At 36.5% G+C, this 18,019-nt stretch carries 19 protein-coding genes and 1 pseudogene; 13 read left to right on the top strand and 7 right to left on the bottom strand.

Going from position 1 to position 18,019, the window contains the following annotated elements:
- Nucleotides 1-559: 559 nt before the first annotated feature.
- Nucleotides 560-1,012, top strand: coding sequence for a hypothetical protein (locus GXK58_RS26250; RefSeq protein WP_237389789.1), 453 nt, complete (start codon nt 560-562; stop codon nt 1,010-1,012).
- Between the two features lie 237 nt (nt 1,013-1,249).
- Here GXK58_RS26250 and GXK58_RS26255 read toward each other — a convergent pair whose 3' ends face one another.
- A complete protein-coding gene (locus GXK58_RS26255) occupies nt 1,250-2,149 on the bottom strand; it encodes an AraC family transcriptional regulator (RefSeq protein ID WP_160726123.1) in 900 nt (299 codons plus the stop codon).
- Between the two features lie 196 nt (nt 2,150-2,345).
- Here GXK58_RS26255 and GXK58_RS26260 point away from each other — a divergent pair, with 196 nt between their 5' ends.
- Together GXK58_RS26260 and GXK58_RS26265 are read left to right on the top strand one after the other, a co-directional pair.
- Nucleotides 2,346-3,326 (top strand): aldo/keto reductase, encoded by a 981-nt coding sequence (locus GXK58_RS26260; RefSeq protein WP_160726124.1) that lies wholly within the window; start codon nt 2,346-2,348, stop codon nt 3,324-3,326.
- Between the two features lie 425 nt (nt 3,327-3,751).
- Entirely contained in the window at nt 3,752-4,708 is a 957-nt protein-coding gene (locus GXK58_RS26265) for a DnaD domain protein (RefSeq protein WP_237389790.1), read from the top strand.
- A gap of 222 nt (nt 4,709-4,930) precedes the next feature.
- Here GXK58_RS26265 and GXK58_RS26270 read toward each other — a convergent pair whose 3' ends face one another.
- From GXK58_RS26270 to GXK58_RS26280, 3 genes are all read right to left on the bottom strand, one after another.
- The gene (locus GXK58_RS26270) at nt 4,931-6,211 is read right to left on the bottom strand and encodes an FAD-binding protein (RefSeq protein ID WP_160726125.1); all 1,281 of its coding nucleotides are present in this window, start codon (nt 6,209-6,211) and stop codon (nt 4,931-4,933) included.
- A gap of 300 nt (nt 6,212-6,511) precedes the next feature.
- Nucleotides 6,512-7,321 (bottom strand): molybdate ABC transporter substrate-binding protein, encoded by an 810-nt coding sequence (modA, locus tag GXK58_RS26275; RefSeq protein ID WP_160726126.1) that lies wholly within the window; start codon nt 7,319-7,321, stop codon nt 6,512-6,514.
- Between the two features lie 38 nt (nt 7,322-7,359).
- Nucleotides 7,360-7,686 carry a YnfA family protein gene (locus GXK58_RS26280; RefSeq protein WP_160726127.1) on the bottom strand — a complete coding sequence of 109 codons (327 nt, stop codon included), beginning with the start codon at nt 7,684-7,686 and terminating at the stop codon, nt 7,360-7,362.
- A gap of 290 nt (nt 7,687-7,976) precedes the next feature.
- On the opposite strand from GXK58_RS26280, the gene GXK58_RS26285 reads away from it, so the two are divergent.
- The 4 genes from GXK58_RS26285 to GXK58_RS26300 all read left to right on the top strand — a co-directional run bounded on the left by GXK58_RS26285 (nt 7,977) and on the right by GXK58_RS26300 (nt 10,389).
- Nucleotides 7,977-8,366, top strand: a complete 390-nt coding sequence (locus tag GXK58_RS26285; RefSeq protein ID WP_160726128.1) for a cupredoxin domain-containing protein — start codon at nt 7,977-7,979, stop codon at nt 8,364-8,366.
- 142 nt (nt 8,367-8,508) lie between these two features.
- The gene (locus GXK58_RS26290; RefSeq protein WP_160726129.1) at nt 8,509-9,075 is read left to right on the top strand and encodes a tyrosine-type recombinase/integrase; all 567 of its coding nucleotides are present in this window, start codon (nt 8,509-8,511) and stop codon (nt 9,073-9,075) included.
- A 76-nt stretch (nt 9,076-9,151) separates the two neighbouring features.
- On the top strand, nt 9,152-10,024 hold the full coding sequence (locus tag GXK58_RS26295) for a YitT family protein (RefSeq protein WP_202171462.1): 873 nt from the start codon (nt 9,152-9,154) through the stop codon (nt 10,022-10,024).
- A gap of 188 nt (nt 10,025-10,212) precedes the next feature.
- Nucleotides 10,213-10,389 (top strand): hypothetical protein, encoded by a 177-nt coding sequence (locus tag GXK58_RS26300; RefSeq protein WP_160726130.1) that lies wholly within the window; start codon nt 10,213-10,215, stop codon nt 10,387-10,389.
- A gap of 90 nt (nt 10,390-10,479) precedes the next feature.
- Here the strand turns inward: GXK58_RS26300 and GXK58_RS26305 are convergent, their stop codons facing one another.
- Nucleotides 10,480-11,301, bottom strand: coding sequence for a MerR family transcriptional regulator (locus GXK58_RS26305; RefSeq protein WP_160726131.1), 822 nt, complete (start codon nt 11,299-11,301; stop codon nt 10,480-10,482).
- Between the two features lie 117 nt (nt 11,302-11,418).
- Here GXK58_RS26305 and norA point away from each other — a divergent pair, with 117 nt between their 5' ends.
- Nucleotides 11,419-12,630: a multidrug efflux MFS transporter NorA gene (norA, locus tag GXK58_RS26310; protein ID WP_160726132.1), complete on the top strand. Its 1,212-nt coding sequence runs from the start codon at nt 11,419-11,421 to the stop codon at nt 12,628-12,630.
- A gap of 245 nt (nt 12,631-12,875) precedes the next feature.
- Nucleotides 12,876-13,454 carry a hypothetical protein gene (locus GXK58_RS26315; protein ID WP_237389791.1) on the top strand — a complete coding sequence of 193 codons (579 nt, stop codon included), beginning with the start codon at nt 12,876-12,878 and terminating at the stop codon, nt 13,452-13,454.
- Between the two features lie 104 nt (nt 13,455-13,558).
- Here the strand turns inward: GXK58_RS26315 and GXK58_RS26320 are convergent, their stop codons facing one another.
- Nucleotides 13,559-13,702, bottom strand: coding sequence for a hypothetical protein (locus GXK58_RS26320; protein WP_160726134.1), 144 nt, complete (start codon nt 13,700-13,702; stop codon nt 13,559-13,561).
- A 112-nt stretch (nt 13,703-13,814) separates the two neighbouring features.
- On the bottom strand, nt 13,815-15,023 hold the full coding sequence (locus tag GXK58_RS26325) for a multidrug efflux MFS transporter (RefSeq protein WP_160726135.1): 1,209 nt from the start codon (nt 15,021-15,023) through the stop codon (nt 13,815-13,817).
- A gap of 142 nt (nt 15,024-15,165) precedes the next feature.
- Here GXK58_RS26325 and GXK58_RS26330 point away from each other — a divergent pair, with 142 nt between their 5' ends.
- The 4 genes and pseudogenes from GXK58_RS26330 to GXK58_RS26345 form a co-directional block, all read left to right on the top strand.
- Nucleotides 15,166-16,047: a LysR family transcriptional regulator gene (locus GXK58_RS26330; protein WP_160726136.1), complete on the top strand. Its 882-nt coding sequence runs from the start codon at nt 15,166-15,168 to the stop codon at nt 16,045-16,047.
- A gap of 145 nt (nt 16,048-16,192) precedes the next feature.
- Entirely contained in the window at nt 16,193-16,897 is a 705-nt protein-coding gene (locus GXK58_RS26335) for a hypothetical protein (protein ID WP_160726137.1), read from the top strand.
- A gap of 218 nt (nt 16,898-17,115) precedes the next feature.
- Nucleotides 17,116-17,361 (top strand): hypothetical protein, encoded by a 246-nt coding sequence (locus tag GXK58_RS26340; RefSeq protein ID WP_160726138.1) that lies wholly within the window; start codon nt 17,116-17,118, stop codon nt 17,359-17,361.
- A 103-nt stretch (nt 17,362-17,464) separates the two neighbouring features.
- Nucleotides 17,465-18,019 (top strand): annotated as a pseudogene (locus tag GXK58_RS26345) (hypothetical protein); the annotation flags it as partial.

Genomic DNA, 18,019 nt, shown 5'->3' on the forward strand with positions numbered 1-18,019 from the left:
GAGGGGGGAGGAGTACAATTTACCGCAAGGTAGAAAGGCTCCCTTCTACTCGACTTATTTGGAGAGAGGTCTTCGAAAGCCGGTTTTTTTAGAAAGAACGGAGAGGGATGGAAAAAAGATGAAATAATAAGAGAATGGTACATGAGACACGCTTTCACTGGAGATGTTCCCGTTTTCATGACGTATGTTTGCGTTTTCTTCAGCTTTGTCTAAAAAGACTTTTAAACAGATAATAAGAGTATACTTTTTAGGAAGGTGGGAACTTAAATGAAAAAATTTGTTAAAGTAGTAGCGAAGGCGTTTGAACATCTTGGCAGTTGTTATGTGATGAAATAATTCAACCAAAAAACGTAAGGATGATTATAATTGAAAATTTATATTGAATTTCATATTTATCCACCACAAGTCGGTTCTCAAATTTAAAAAAGAGAATCGGCTTTTTTGATGGAAATATTTCTCATATAACATACATAAATAGTTAAATCAACCGCGAGGCTGATAACTATATTAGTAACCCTTTCTTAATTTTTTACGTCTTTAACCATAAAGGAGGGTGCCTATGAACAAATGTCTTTTTATATTTGTAGTCCTGTTTGGACTTACCATTATGGGTTGTTCAAAAGAGGTAATGTCTGGAGAAAAGCCTCCAGAAGTATATATAAAAATTGGTAATGAGAAGTATAAAACAAAACTTGGCACGTATTGTTGGAAAGGTACATGTGCTGATACGGCTGGACCGGTTGAACTATTAAAAGGAAAAGAACCTATTAAGGTAATTCCTGGCGAGAAAATATCTTTTATAATGGACTATGAACCAAAACCAAATGAACTCCATCTTATTCAGATTAGTGAAAATAAAGAAAATGAAATCTTGATAAAAGAAAATGCTTTTTCCGCACCTACTCAAAAAGGGGTATATTTTTATTCTTATGGTGTATGGTGGATGGATGAAAAAGAAGAAAACCTATCTCATGGAGATGCTTTTTATGCATTTGTTTTAGAAGTAAAGTAGTTTTATTGAACTATAGGGTGCATTACAAAGTTTTATTCAGATTCATTCTAGATCCCCTGATATTTCAAATTAAATATGGATTATTAGGGGATCTTAGATTGGACTGTTCATTTACCTTTCTCCTTTCAAAAAGGGATAAACCCGGGGGATGTAGATTTATCTTAGATTTTTTCCAAATAAATGATTATTTGATTTTTAGCGTGATTAGACGCTTATAGATGTTCTCCGAAATAGGAATTAAATGTAGTTCTCTCTCAGTCGGTTTATGTCTGCTCTAGGCGAGAAACCGAACATGCGGGAATATTCCCGGCTGAATTGAGATTGACTTTCGTAACCTACTCTGAAAGCGACATCACCTACATCTGAAGATTCAGCTAACAACAAACGCCTAGCTTCCTGCAATCTCAATTGTTTTTGAAACTGAATGGGACTCATTGCGGTTACCTCTTTAAAATGCCGATGAAACGAAGCCACACTCATATTCGCTATTTCCGCTAAATCCTCTATTCTAAAGGACTTCTCATAGTTATTCATTATATGTTCGATTACGTTTCTGATTCGGATCGCATTGCTGCCCTCTAACGCCATTTGCTCCAGTGCTTCCCCGTGCGGACCTTGCAGAACCCAATAAAGGATTTCTTTCTTAAATAACGGAGCTAGGATTGGGATATGCTTCGGATTGTCTAGCAAAGCAGCTAATCTGATTACTGCATCCAACAAAAATGGCTCTACTTCACTAATAAACATTGCTCGTTTCGCATTTTTTCTATGTCCTGATTGAATATCTGTAGCACTTAAAACCTCTAAGATTTCGCTTGCTGCAAATTCAATTTTGAGTGCCAAATAGGGGGAGTCAGCTGAGGCTTTGATTACTTGCCCTGTAACTGGCAAGTCTACGGATGCCACAATGTAATGTCCAGAACCATACCTAAAGCATTCTTCTCCCAACCATACCTCTTTCTCGCCTTGGACGATAAGGCAAAAGGAGGTCTCGTTCACTCGAGAGATGGGTTCGGTGATAATGGATTCATGGATGAGAAATAGTGATGGGATGGTGGTAGGATGGACACCATCTTTACCTGAATAACGCTCTATAAGTTTGCCTAATTCATGTTGCTTATCGATGTTCTCAGACATTTTCTGCCTCCTTTTATTTCACCTTAGATGGTTTCATTTTACTTGATATTCACAGAGTCAGAAAGGGGTTTGATAGGATTAGGCAAAAACTTGATAGGATTGGGTTTAGGGTTTGTATAAGATTTGTGACATAATTAAAAGTGTAATTTACAAACATAAATGGAAATGGGCAATAAGGGAAGGGAGTAATAAATAAATGGAATATGTGAAACTTGGTAATACAGGATTGGATGTATCTAGATTTTGTCTTGGCTGCATGAGTTTTGGAGAAGCCGAAAAATGGATTCATCAATGGGTCCTGAATGAAGAGCAAAGTCGCTCTATTATCAAAAAAGCATTGGATCTGGGAATCAACTTTTTTGATACAGCGAACGTGTATTCAATGGGAACTAGTGAAGAATTTCTAGGACGCGCCCTAAAAGATTTTGCAAATCGTGATGAAGTTGTTATTGCAACAAAACTGCATGGTAGAATGCATGAAGGACCTAATGGTGCGGGTCTATCCAGAAAAGCCATTTTGAGTGAAATTGATAAGAGTCTTAAAAGACTAGGAACTGATTATGTAGATCTTTATATTATCCATCGCTGGGACTACCATACTCCGATTGAAGAAACGATGGAAGCATTGCATGATGTAGTGAAAGCTGGGAAGGCACGGTACATTGGTGCATCTGCCATGTACGCATGGCAATTTCAAAAGGCATTACATGTAGCAGAGAAAAATGGCTGGACCCGCTTTGTGTCGATGCAGGACCATTACAATCTAATCTATCGTGAAGAAGAAAGAGAAATGCTTCCACTTTGTAAAGAAGAGAAAATTGCTGTGACACCTTACAGCCCGCTTGCATCAGGAAGATTGACTCGTGATTGGTCAGAAACAACGCTTCGCTCCGAAACGGACCAAATTCTAAAATCTAAGTATGATGCGACTGCAGATGCAGACCGATTAGTTGTCGAACGGGTTGCCTCACTTGCAGAAAAACATGGTGTTCCACGTATTCATATCGCACTAGCTTGGCTGCTTCAGAAAGAACCAGTAACATCTCCTATTATCGGTGCAACAAAAATCTCTCATCTCGAAGGGGCGGTAGGTTCTCTGTCGGTAAAGCTGTCACCAGAAGAAATGGCGTTTCTTGAAGAGCCCTATGTACCACATCCAATCGTTGGGCATAATTAAATATTTGATAATAATCAAGGAAACCCAATTTTCCATAAAGGAGGATTGGGTTTTTCTCATCTTATAGAACAAAGTTAAAAAGGACTTATTCCAAAAGCACAAAAAAGATAGAACGACGACACGTTTACGTACCGGTTTACGATAGGTGGACAAAAAGAAAAAAAAGAAAAAGAAAAAGATTATAAATAAAAAACAACAACAAGAAAAACTTGCTCCCAGATAGTGAACAAGCCAAACACAGTGAATGTTCAAATATGCTAAGTAATAAAAAAATAAACGAGTAGAATATAGAAAAACAAGTAATCAGTAAGCGAAAATAATTGTCACAAAATATCCACATTATTGGAGAAAACCTACTGCCCAATTTATTCAACCAAACATATATAAACAGTGAAAAATGATGAGAAGAAAGGCAGTGATTTCAGATGGCAAAGTTTAGAATTATACGTACTGATTTTTGGAAGGATCCGATTGTTTCAGAAGAAATGACCGTGGAGGACAAGTATTTTTATCTTTATCTACTTACGAATCCAAATACAACGCAAATTGGAATTTATATGATTACGAAAAAACAAATGGCTTTTGATTTAGGCTATACCATAGAGACGGTACAGTCATTAATGGTACGTTTCACCCAGCACCATAAGTTGATTCGATACAATCCTGAAACGAGAGAACTGGCGATAAAAAACTGGGGGCTTTATAACCTTCATAAAGGTGGAAAACCGGTGATGGATTGTATTAATGCCGAATTAAAAGAGGTCCAAGATCAATCACTTATTTCATATGTGGCAGAATCCATTCATAAACAGGAGATTTGCAGTGTATTTGAATCATATTCTAATAAAGAAGAGATGTTCTTCGACAATGACATGAACGTTCAAGAAGAAAATGATCTATACCGAGACTTAGAATATGCTGAATTTGACGAAACATTACATATGAAAGATGGACAAAGAGGCACTAAACAAGAAAAAAATGATGCTTCTCCAATCATTGAAAAACGTTCAAACGCTGCTAATCATCAAAAAGCAAAAGAGGTAAAAGAAATCGTTGAGTTTTGGGATAACAATGGTTTTGGTTTTTCGAACGTCCATGCGAAAGAGCAGCTGTTAGCTTGGATAGATGATTCCCGCTTCTTACAGCCAAAAGAGGTGATTCTCAAAGCTATGAATATTGCATGTGCCAATAACAAGCGAAGATTAAATTATGTTGTTGGTATTTTGAAGAACTGGACAAATGAATCGTTACTGACGGTAGAGGAAATTGATTCCTATCAGGAAAGCCAAAAGCCTATATTAAGACCATCTTTCCAATCGGTACCAACCGGAAGACATATTCCACGTATATTTGAACTGGATATAACGGCAGGAGAGGATTAAGTATGGTCGAAGAACGTTCTAATATTTAAAAAATACATAGTTTTTTATATATTAGAAACAACTATTCTTCCTATAATGGACATTACTACAAATATTAAAGGCACAAATTTGCAGCTTTAATATTTGTAGTGTACTTGCTTTTGTCATAGGAAGAAGGGAATATGGAAAGCAAAAATAATTACAAAAGTTAATTATAATTAAGCAATATGCCTTTAATTTTATTTAGCACTTTTGCGTAACCTCATTAAATACATATTTATTCAAATAGGCATTGCGAAACTTGCCATTTGGATCATACTTCATTAAAAGTTTCTGAAAGGCAGGCATCTTTTCATAAAGTGCTTGTATTTTAGCAGGGGAGGTAGTAAACAATTTTCCCCAATGCGGTTTTGCTTGAAAAGGCTCAAGCTGAGCTTCGATGAGAGGAAGCACCTGCTGAACATCTTCCCATCGATCATGCCAAGTAAAGTGAAAGGCAACGGAGTCCTCCTGATAGGATGGGCTTAACCAAAGATGGTCCTGTGCAATGGTCCGCACCTCGGATGTAAGTAAATGTGGAGCGATATGTTCCCGGATTTCACTAAGCGCACAAAGAGCGTCATAGGCATGTTTACGGTCCATAATATATTCACTTTGCAGCTCTTGACCTTTACTAGGGGTAAAATCCATTCTGAAGTGTGGCATACGGTCAAGCCAATTCCCTGGGACTCCTAGCTGCGCTGTACAATTCTCTGCTCCAACTCCCGGTACTGGATGAAGACTTTCTTTGGCTGCTTTTGCTCCATAGAATTCCTCTCCCAATGAAAAAGTCTGATCATCCGTCCATTTACTCTTCAGCCAGACCTGGTTAAACGTTTCATCCTGCCAATCGGTAAACAAACTAACGCTATAGGCACTTGAAAAAATGGAATTAAAATGTTGATCTAGCTGTGCAAAAGGAAGGTTCTCATAAACATCCTGCCTCATTTGATGACTTGGATGGACATCAAGCATTAGCTTTGTGACTACACCTAGTCCGCCAAGTCCAACAACTGCGCCGTGTAATTCGTCTTCTGATTTTTCTTTGGAAAAAGTGACAATACTTCCATCAGCAGTGACTACTTCCATCGCACGGACCGCTGCAGCCAAATTCTGATTGTCATTTCCTGAACCATGTGTGGCTGTAGCAATAGCCCCTGCAACTGAAATATGCGGAAGGGAAGCAAGGTTATGTAGGGCATAGCCATGTTGCTGAAGCACAGGGCAAAGTTCTCCATATTTAATTCCTGCTTCGACAGTGACAGTTTGTTTTTCTCGATCAATGGAAATTACTTTGTTCAGCTTCTGCAAGGAAATCATATTTTCAGTAGAATCTGCGATACTATTAAACGAGTGACGCGACCCGACTACACGCAGCTTTTTTATACTTGAAACCAATTGTTGAACTTCTTCAACCGTTTCAGGTACATGCCAGTTATTCGTACTATATTGATAATTACCTGCCCAATTTTTTCTGCGCTCCATGAGGATCACTCCATTCTTACTGTTATATTTCTCTTATCTATACAGATAAAAAGAAAGTGCTTTCAACCATTATAGCATTCTTTACAACAGCATGAGATAAAAAAGCGCCTTATCTTATTAATCTACTAGTTTATGTACATGTATCTTAATTGTGATGGGGAAAATATAGATGGATAAAAATAGAAGGGATATAGTAAGGGATTCAACGAATTTAGAATACAAAAACGCTTAAGGTAGTTAAAAGTACCTCAAGCGTTTTTCCTTTATAGTGGCTGGGCATGGCCAAGGTGGCCAATAATTTTATTTCAGACCCTTAAACCCAAACTTTTCAAAAATTTTCATCGAATAATCATTTTGTAGATAGTCGCAGAATAACTGGGCTTCTTTTGGATGGATACTGTTCTTGATCACACCCAAAGGATAAATAATAGGAGCGTGAGAACTCTCGTCTGCTGTTGCTGCAATTTTAACCTTTTTAGAAATCAATGCATCGGTTTTATAGACAATTCCTGCGTCAACATTGTTCGTCTCTACATATGTAAGCACCTGCCTGACATCCTTGGCATAGACCACTTTCCCATCAATAGCTGTCCAAACATGTAATTTTTCTAATGTCGCCTTTGCATATTGTCCTGCCGGGACGGCTTCTGGGGTACCGATGGAAATTTTATCTGTTTTGGTGAGGTCCCCAAATGTTTTAATCTCTTTTTTTGAGTCGATTGGAACCACTAAGACAAGTTCATTTCCAACTAAATCTATTCCACTAGACTTGTCGATCAGTCCGTCTTGCACTAATTTATCAAATTTGTCCACAGCAGCAGAAAAGAATAGATCGACAGGTGCTCCTTGTGAAATTTGCTGCTGCAATGCTCCTGAAGCACCAAAGTTAAAGTTTACTTTTACGTTCGTATGTTCTTTCTCGAAGTTTGCTTTAATCTCATTTAACGCATCTTGTAAACTAGCAGCTGCTGAAATGGTCACCTCCACTGTCTTCTCATAAACTTCTTGTTTCTGCTCATCTGGCTTTTTCGTTTGTTCATTTGATGAACATCCAGCCATTGCTAGTAAAAGCAGCATGACCGTGAGAATAAAAAGAAATTGTTTTTTCACAAATTCATCTCCCTTTCCAAAGAATGTAAACGATCATTTTATTGACGGGGTGCTAATAACATGACAGAAACACCAACTAAACATATTCCTGCACCTAACCAATCATATAAATCAGGTGTTTTTTTATCTACACCCCATCCCCATAATACGGAGAGAAAAATAAATATCCCCCCATAGGCAGCATAGACTCTGCCAAAGGATGGAAAGGATTGAAGAGTGGCGATCACCCCATATAAAACTAAGGCTATTCCTCCAACTAGTCCTAAATAGGCAGACTTTCCTTCCCTTAACCAAAGCCATATAAGGTATCCACCACCAATTTCGGCTAAACCGGCTAATATAAAAATAAAAACGGCTTTGAACAATATACAACTTCCTCTCAACACAATTTCCACGCAACAAGTCCCACTTTGAAAACATTCCACGATTTAACCCTTACAATTATACCGAATTTCGGGTAATATTGCTGTTTTCTTTGGCTTTTTATACGTGAACATTCCAGTAGAAACGTTTCTCAAAGACCACCGCCGCCTCAAAAGATAGAGGCTCCTGCAAGGTTTTATTGACCAATCCTAAACATTTAATATGCTTCCGGCCTTTTCCTGATAATATTTTATAAATTGGAAAAAAATAGTCTTAGAAAGGAGGGATGAAATTGTATATGAAAAAGTGGTTAACAAGCTTAGGCGTTTTATTCGCACTGATGGTGATGGTCTCAACCACAAGCTCACTCAGTGTCCGTGCTGAATCAGAGTCCCTGACACAGCCTATAGAACCAGCAAAAGCGATGGAGATCGAATTGAACGATGATTACTTTAACCCAAAAGAAATTACCCTTCCGAATAGAAAAGCGACAACGCTGATCTTGAAGAACAAGGGCAGAAAAGAGCACACCTTCACCGTGGAAAAGCTCAAAATTGACACAGAAATCCAGCCTGGAAAACAAGAAACCATTATCGTGAAACCGACAAATCCCGGTACATATGATCTGGTATGCCGGTACCATTTGCACGAAGGAATGGTTGGAAAAATAATCGTCAAATAATAAGCGGGGCCAAATGGCCTTGCTTTTTAATGAAACGTTAAAACAGAAAATAGAAAAGTAAAAATATCACAAGCGTAAAGTTTGAATGTTACTCAATTATTAATTATACTTATTTTAGTAACATTGAAGGGGTAATGATCAGTTGGAAACAGTCGATGCACTTAGAGACCTAGAACAAATAAATTCCATAAAAGAATACCTTAAAAAACATTCTGCCCGGGATTATTTATTGTTTGTCTTTGGAATTAATACAGGCCTAAAAATATCTGAGCTGCTCTTGATTAAGGTAAAGGAACTTTTTACTAGTGAGGGAGAAATCAAGGATTTTTATCATTACTCGGAAATGGAGAGTGAAAGGAGGCAGTCCGTATTTTTAAATAAAAAAGTGAAGGAAGCGGTAATGACTTATTTAAGCCAAGTCAATATCGGAGAACAGATCTATTTATTTCAATCACGTAAGTTTAACCAGCCGATTACTCGCCAACAGGCCTATCGAATTATCCATGAAGCAGCTGTTAATGTTGGTATTGAAGGAAAGATAGGGACCAATTCAATGGCAAAGACCTTTGGATTTCATGCATTTAAACAAGGTGTCTCAATTGCACTTTTACAAAAACACTTTAACCATTCTACACCAGCAGAGACACTAAAATTTTTAGGAATAACGAAGGATGACATGATTACCACCCAGATCGATGTCAATTTATAAGTTCAAATCATACATAGGGGGATCACGATGAATGAGTAAAGCATATTCCAAAAAAGAAGTAAAAGAGATGAATAAAATGAAGACAAACAAATTACATAAAACGAATAAACTAAAATTGGCCCTGAGAGGAATAATGGTCATTATCGGGGGATTTATTGCAGCATACGGACTTGAAACGGTCCTCATCCCAAACAACGTATCGGATGGGGGAGTTACGGGGCTAAGTATCGTTGGTTCAGAACTATTTGATTTACCATTAGGAGTTCTTATTGCCATTATAAACCTTCCTTTTATCTGGTTAGGTTATAAACAAATTGGAAAAAGTTTTGCCTTATTTTCGATCATTGGAATTGTGTCACTTGCGATTGGTACAATCCTCATGCATCATACCCCAGCTATTATCGAAGGGGATACGTTGTTAATTACCGTTGTGGGCGGAATTATCATTGGATTTGGGATGGGCTTAGCCTTGCGTAATGGCGGTGCATTAGATGGTATTGACATGCTTGCAGTACTTCTTTCAAGAAAATTACCATTTGGTACAAGTGATCTCATTCTTTTCTTGAATATTTTTGTGTTTATTTTCGTTTCGATTGTATTTGGTTTACAAGGGGCAATTCTTTCGGCAATTGCTTACTTTATTGCTTCAAAAGTCATTCACATTGTGGAAGAGGGTCTAAGTGGTTCGAAAACCTTTAATATTATCACCGCTGAACCCGAAGTAATGGTAGAGACCATCCGTGATCGTTTAGGGCGAAGTGCCACGTATAAAGTAGCGTATGGAGGTTTTTCCCATGAAAAATTTAAAGAAATCACCTGTGTGATTAACCGCTTGGAAGAAACGAAACTGAAGGAAATTATTAATGAACAGGATCCTAAAGCCTTTGTTACTGTATACGACGTTGCAGAAGTAAAGGGCGGTAATTTTAGAAAGCATAATATTCATTGATTTAGCTGTCAGATGGTTGGCGGCTTTTTTTCTTATTGTTCAAAAATACTTAACTGAACATATTACAAATCTTCCAGCATAAAAGGTTAATACGTTTTGATCAACTCAGGTAAAAGCTTAAAAGGATCTCAATATTCATGAATTCTTTCATACTAATATGAATAAATGTTAGTAAGGAGGGATTAGGAATGATAGTAATAAAAATGGCCGGTGGAGAAACACATGAATTAGATATGTCATTAAAAGATTTCTTTAATGATATCAAATATGAAAATGATTCGAAAATGAATGGTTTTTATCCTATTTTCGGAGATGTGGTTATAAGATTAGAGAACATATCGAGTATATTTCAAATAGATAATTAAGCATCCGAATTGGATGCTTTTATTTTGTTCAGATAGAGATGATACTGCTGAAAATTGAAAATTACTTCCAGTATTAAAGGGAGGGGGCATTCACCTAACTTCTATCATTATTTTAGTAACATAGTTCTCCTTATGATTTTTAACAACCGTATCATAAATATATTCTTCAAACACATAATCACCTAGTTCCAATTGTAAACGTTCCATTTCTGAGAAAAGTCGCTTATATGTACTCTCAATTGTTTTCTCATCACCAACATGATACCCAATCAAAAATAGACCCTTTACTGCGTGAAAGTATGGATATCCTGCCATTGGATTTGGCTGTTCAATATATAAATAGCTATAATTGGAGAATTCACCTTGTAATACTTGCTCTCTTTTAGTGATTGAACCAATAGGGTATCCAGTATCAAAATGCGATAAGTTCAGTTCATTAATGAATTCTGAAACCACCTCTATAAATTCTTCGTTCGTCATATTTTCAATATTTCTGCTTAAATAGAGCCTTGCTTCTGGCAGCTCTTTAAGAGTAATTTGCTGAAAATCAGTTAGTGTTGCTTCCTCCATCAAAGCAATTCTCGTTTCGATTACTTTTTCCTTCAATTCAATCTCCTGACGTTTTTTCACGATCTCTTCTTTTTTTTCATACATCAAAGCTAAAAAACTTTCAGGTGACTTATTTTGTACGTATTGGTGAATATCGGTTAGAGACATTCCGAGATCCTTTAATAAATCAATGACAAAAAATAACTCTAATTGGTTAATTGAATAATAGCGATATCCCTTTTCATTTTTTAATACCGGCGACAAAAGCCCGATTTGATCGTAATAAAAAAGGGTCTGTTTATTGACCTTGCAAAGCTTTGCGAATTCACCAGTAGTTAAGTATTTTCCCTTTTTTTTGCTCATTTCTACAAACATCCCCCTTGACTATATAGTAACTATATAGCTTAACATGAAAATTGTAAATTAATTGAAACATACAGGGGCTTGCTGGTCTCAACTTTAGTAAGGAGAATAAACAAAATGAAACAAAAAGTCACTTTGGGTTTATTATTAATGAATTTATTTATCGCCTTTATGGGGATTGGTCTTGTTATTCCAGTTTTACCTAAGTTAATGAATGAATTGGGGATTACTGGCACAACGGTTGGTTATTTAACAGCAACCTTTGCTATTGCTCAATTAATCGCTTCACCTTTTTCAGGAAAAGCAGTGGATAAATGGGGCCGAAAGATTATGCTTGTGATTGGCTTATTTACTTTCGGTCTGTCTGAATTTTTATTTGGGATGGGCAAGGTCATTGAAGTGTTATTTATTTCCCGTCTTCTAGGAGGAATTAGTGCGGCATTCATCATGCCAGCGGTAACAGCCTTTATTGCGGACATTACAGACACCGATACTCGTCCTAAAGCACTGGGGTATATGTCAGCTTCCATTAGTACAGGATTTATCATTGGTCCAGGCATCGGCGGTTTCTTAGCCGAATTTGGCACACGGGTACCATTTTTCTTTGCAGGGGCATTCGGAACCATTGCGGCGATTCTTTCTATCATTTTGCTTTCAGAGCCAAAACGTTTAGAGGTTGCAGATGCGCAGGAGTTAGACCAAAAAAATGGAATGAAACGCATGTTGGAACCCAAATATTTGCTTGCGTTTATATTAATTTTTATTGCCTCATTTGGATTAGCTGCCTTTGAATCGTTCTTTAGTTTATTTGTGGACCACAAATTCCAATTTACTTCATCCGACATAGCGATTGTGATTACAGGTGGTGCCATTTTTGCTGCGGTGGCACAGGTTCTGCTATTTGGCAGGCTTACACGTATTTGGGGTGAAATTAAACTGATTCGCTACAGTTTAATTTTATCAACACTTCTTGTCTTTTTAATGACGGTTGTGAATTCGTATTTTTCTATATTACTGGTCACTTTTATTATTTTTGTCGGATTTGATATCTTTCGCCCAGCCGTTACTTCTTACCTTTCAAATATCGCTGGAAAAGAACAGGGGTTCGCTGGTGGAATGAATTCGATGTTTACGAGTTTAGCAAACATTAGTGGACCAATTATTGGCGGGATGCTTTTTGATATCGATATAAATTACCCATACTACTTTGCTACTGTAGTCCTTATCTTTGGAATCGTTCTTACATTTTTCTGGCACAAGCAAGTAGCTGGTTACACTCCTAAAAAAAGGACTGTTGTAAGTAATGAAGCAAAACAAATAGAAATTTAAAATGTTTTTTGAAGTTCTACAACTATTGTATATGGTATAATTTGAATGTTAAATTTTTCAAGATAATATGATCGCTGCGGCGGTCATTTTTTTTGTTGAACAACGGAACTTGTAAATTAAAGAAATAAAATGAGGTGCAGATTTTTTTTTGATAAACTCTCTTCTTTGTTTTTATCACAATGTTTCTTCCTTTGGTTCATGAATGAAAGAGACATAAAGAGGAAAATTAGAGATGGAGGTTGATGATGAAAAAAATAATGCTGTTTATTGGTCTCCTTATCCTATTCGTGTTAACGGGTTGTAGCAGTGGGGTCCAAGAAAGGGAAAATCAAGAAAAAAATCAAGCAACAGATAAACCAAAAAATAACGATTTGAAAAACGCCGAGGAGATTATTGCCTACTTTAAAGAGAAGAATGGTAACATTGCGTATACGAAAATTTATAATGAAGAGAATGATCCAAATGAATTGTTAGGAAGACCTGGGGGATATATCGGCAAAGTGGATTTCATTGACAGTGGGGTTGAAGAAAAATTTATCGAGGGTCTATTGATCAAAGATAAGGTGCTCCTTGAATCTGTAAAAAGAGAAATGCGAGAAGACTTTAAGGTTAAATATGGTGGTAGCATCGAAGTATTTGACAACAAAAAAGATGCAAAAAAACGCTTTGAATATGTAACAACGACGGCTCAGGAATCAGGCGGAGCATTCACGGAATATGGGTACTTACACAAAAATATCTTTTTGAGGTTGTCCAAATCATTAACCCCTGCACAGGCAGAAGCATATGATCAAATTCTAACCGAGTTTGTCGAACGAAATTAAAAAAGTTTAAATTGATGATTAAAAACCACATCTAAACGTTCTGGTTTTGTTCTTAGTTACCTTTAAAACAGAAAAGGAACAGACTGCTATTACGGCAGCCTAGTCTAATAAGGGTATTTTAAATAATATTCGTTCAACAGATTTCGATAGGTAACAGCAGCTGGTGGTACTGGTGGTGGAGGAATAATTGGAACCATAATTGGTTTATACCATGGATTGTAGTGATGCAATAATATGTAATAAACCATTAATATCATCCTTTCATTCAAAGTTACACTAAATTATGATTGTTCACCCAAATATGATTGGATGGATGCCTAGATTTTAAAAAAGAAACACGCTGAAATCTCAGTGTGCTTCTTAATGAATATGTGACATGGTCCTTCTTCTTATACCAATATGATTAATACTGTAAACCCATAATGCATTTAGCAATAATAAAGCACTTGTAGTGAAGAACACATAATGAATACCGAAGAATGCTGCCATTTGCCCGCCTAATACAGATCCACCGAGAGTACCAATATACTGTGCAGATTGATTATACCCGAAAATACGGCCAACAATTTCATCCGGTGCACTTGTTCGGACAAGGTTGTTAATGGATGGCAATAATCCAGCTGTAGCAAGTCCAAGACAGAAGCGCAGTCCCATGAGCTCCCATGGTGTTTTTACAAAAGCTTGAGGAATAAAGATAATTCCCGCAGCAATAAGTGCTCCAATCAATATTTTTCTTGAACCAATCCGGTCAGCAAGCTTACCTAATCGTGGAGCAGCGATTATATTGGCTAAACCGGCAGCGGCCACCACCATTCCCGCAATCATAGATAAATGGGCTGCATGTGGTGATAATTCTTTTACATAAACCGTAATTAATGGCTGAATGGACATATTGGCAATTTGCAAAATAAATGTGCTAGCAAACAATGAAATAAGCAATCTCGTATCAGGAACTCGCTTCCAAACCTGGCTAAAGGCTAACGGGGTTTTATGAACAGGTGTAAATTCTTCTTTTACCAAAAGTAGAACCGCAAAAAAGCCGATTAACAATAACACGCTTGTTACAATAAAACAGCTTCGAATTCCAAGGAATTCTGTAATAAAACCCCCCATTAAAGGACCTAGAAGTCCGCCGCTGACGGAGCCTGTTGAAAGAGTACCGAGTGCCCAGCCTGAATGTTTCTTCGGTGTTTGTGTGGCAACTAATATAACCGAAGCAGAAATGTAACCGGAAACGGCTCCCATTAACATCCGTAATGCGAGCAATTCATAAACGTTTTGTACAAATGCCATCATAAAAACCACAATGGCCATTCCAAGGCTTGCACGGAGTAACATTAGTTTTCTGCCCTTTTTATCTGCAAGTTTTCCCCATATAGGCGAAACAATGGCTGAGATTAAAAAGGTAGAACCAAAAATCAATCCAGACCATTTTTCAATATCTGAAGTTGCGTGAACTCCTAGCTGATCAATATAGATAGGCAGCATAGGGGATATTTGACTCATTCCAGCGGCCGTCACAAATGAACCGAACCAGCAAACAAATAAATTTCTTTTCCAAATCTCCATATTAACACCTTTCTTATTAGTAAAATTTATTTCGACTTCCAAAATAATTGATATTCTCAATCATACTCCAAATAATTGATAACGACTAATATATATATTACTATTTACTTATAGGTTAAGGACTATCGATAGAGGTGGACAAATGGATTTCTTACAATTAAGGTATTTCCAAACGGTTGCCAAGTTTGAACATATGACTAGGGCTGCCAAAGAGCTTACGATTGTACAACCATCCCTAAGCCAAACCATTTCTCGTTTAGAAGAAGAGCTGGGTTTTTCCCTCTTTGATCGAGAGGGAAGGAATATTAAACTAAATCAATTCGGGAAAATTTTTTTAAAAGGAGTAGATTGCGCTTTTTCTGAATTAGAATCTGCCCAGCTTGAGATGGCGGAACTCGCAGGAGAGAGCAGGAATCAAATTTCACTTTCGGTCATGCATATCCCGTTATTGCCAAATATGATTAGTCAATTTCGTAAGACCTATCCATTCGTCAATTTTCAAGTAAGTTTACATTCTCCTTTTCGACTCGTGGAACAATTGGAAAAAGGGGAAATCGATTTATGTGTGACTTACTTTCCTATTGAGAAAGAAGGAATTAGCTGGATTAATCTTATGGAGGATGAAGTATTCATCGTAGTCCCAGAAACCCATTATTTGGCTGGGAGAGATAGCATTCAGTTAAAGGAAGTGGCAGATGAACAATTTATACACAGAGAGCCGGCCAATCCCTTCCGAATCCTAACAGATGGTTTTTGTGAGAAAGCAGGATTCACACCGAAAATCGCCTTTGAACTTGAAGAACCGGGATCCATTCATCACTATGTAGAGGAGGGATTGGGTATATCCTTTTTAACCGAGCATACCCTTCGCTATTCACACTATGAAAAACTTGTTCCATTGCACATTGAACAGCCTGTCTGCAAAAGAACGATAGGAATGGCCTGGAAAACAGAGCGGTATACTTCAAAGGTAGTTAGGGAATTTCGGAAATTTATGATTGGATATTTTAAGGAATTAAGCTAAATTCGACAATGATCGCAGCGGCGGCCATTGTGATTTAGCTAACGGGGCATTTAGTTGAACAAATGGAGTACGTAGTTAGATTAAATGTTGTAATTTGAGTCAATCGTATGGAAGGGAATATATATTTATTCTAAAGGGAGGAAGTATGGAATTAGATATAATAAAAGCCGACTTAAAGGATACATATAAAGAACTGAGAGAAAAGGGATATGATCCTAGAGAATCATTTAATCAAATATTAACCAAAATAGAACATTTGATTAATGAGCTGTCCCTTTCATTAATCAAAAAGGAAAATTCTATGACATTGGATGAAATAAAAAAACTTACATCGATAGTTTATAAGAATGTTGGTGAATGGGTACAAGCTCCAAAAGTTATTTATAACGACATTTTACCAGCAGTGATTTATGATTATCCTATTGAAAATGGCAATAATCCTTTAAGCATTGAATGTAATGATAAATATTTTATTAATGCAAATGGCTTTTCCTACTCCTATTCACAATATCTATCGGACTCTAAAATTTTTCATGATAGTGAGGTCCATAGAAAAATTCCTATAGGATATAAAGTGTTATGTTCCTATGAGAAAATGGTTTTCATAAAGAATGGAAATATTATAAAGAGCTTTGAGGAAATCCCAGAACAAGTCGAAGGGGACCATTATTCAATAATGACAACATCAGAGTATCTTGGTGAACGTGGTTATCAAAATGCCCCAGATTTAAGTTTATTGGATAAGAGTGATTATTCAAAAATTAAACAGTGGGCAATTTGCCTGTCAAAAGGAGATAAAAAAGGTATTTATCTAGTGTGCAAAAACAACGCAAACATTTATTGGCATTAAACTTACTTTTACTATTCTCCTAATGGGTGCATTACTGGAACAACGGTAATGCTTTTTCTTTTTGAAGTAACTGGGAAAGTTAGTTGATAGATAGATGTTTAGCTATGTTCAATAATGGAGTCATTTAATTGAATAAAGATTTTATTTCCAACTTATGAAGTGATTATATGAGCTTTGTTGTATTTAATATAAATATCAAAATAAAGGAGCAGGTGAAAATGGAAAAAACTAAGCAATTAGTTATCCCTTTAGATGGCTTGATTAAATTAAAAGAACAATCAACAAGACTATTTCTTAAGTATAAATTCACTTCTGCCTTAGTTTTAACAGTATTGATATATTACTTTTTAATGGTGACAAATAATTTACACACTGTAAATAACCTATTCTCCAATGAAGCGGTTACTATTTTCAAAAATATTACGATTCAAACAGGCAGAACGCACCTTATTTTAATGGGGTGATGAATGCCTGTTTTTTTGTGCCTTCCTGAGTTTTATTAATTGATTATTACTAAAATTACCCATATAATTAATTAAAGAGAACATTTGTTTGGAGGTTGTTGAAATGGCTAAAGAGAAAAAATCACGTTATATAGTGGAACTCGATATGCATTTAGAATTATTTCAACTTCATATATTAGAAATCAGATTTGAAATTGCTCGTCAGATCTACAATGCTTGTAAGAGGAAAATGTTAGATAATATTTCTCTTATGAGAGCCGATGAGGAGTATCAATTTTGGATGGGGCATGAAAAATCCCAAGAACGGTCGGATGCACTTAAGAAAATCAGAGGAAAATTTGATGTCTCTCAAACCGGGGCTGAGCGAATTGTCAAAGAAATGGGGAAACATTTTAAACAAAAGAAGCCAAAGAATCCAAAACATAAACAAAAAGTTCATTTAGATTCTCATGTCGTACAGAAGATTGCCCTTCAAGTCTGGAAATCTATTTCTGACTATCTTTTCGGTAATGGTAAAAAGGTTCATTTTAAAAAGTATAGACGATATAATTCGGTTGAAGGAAAGAATAACCAGGCGGGTTTAACCTACGAAAACGGAATTCTGTACTGGAATGGTTTAACAATGAAAGTGCATATACCTATGAAGGATACATACATC

Source organism: Bacillus sp. USDA818B3_A (assembly GCF_009928415.1).
Classification (GTDB): Bacteria; Bacillota; Bacilli; order Bacillales; family Cytobacillaceae; genus Neobacillus.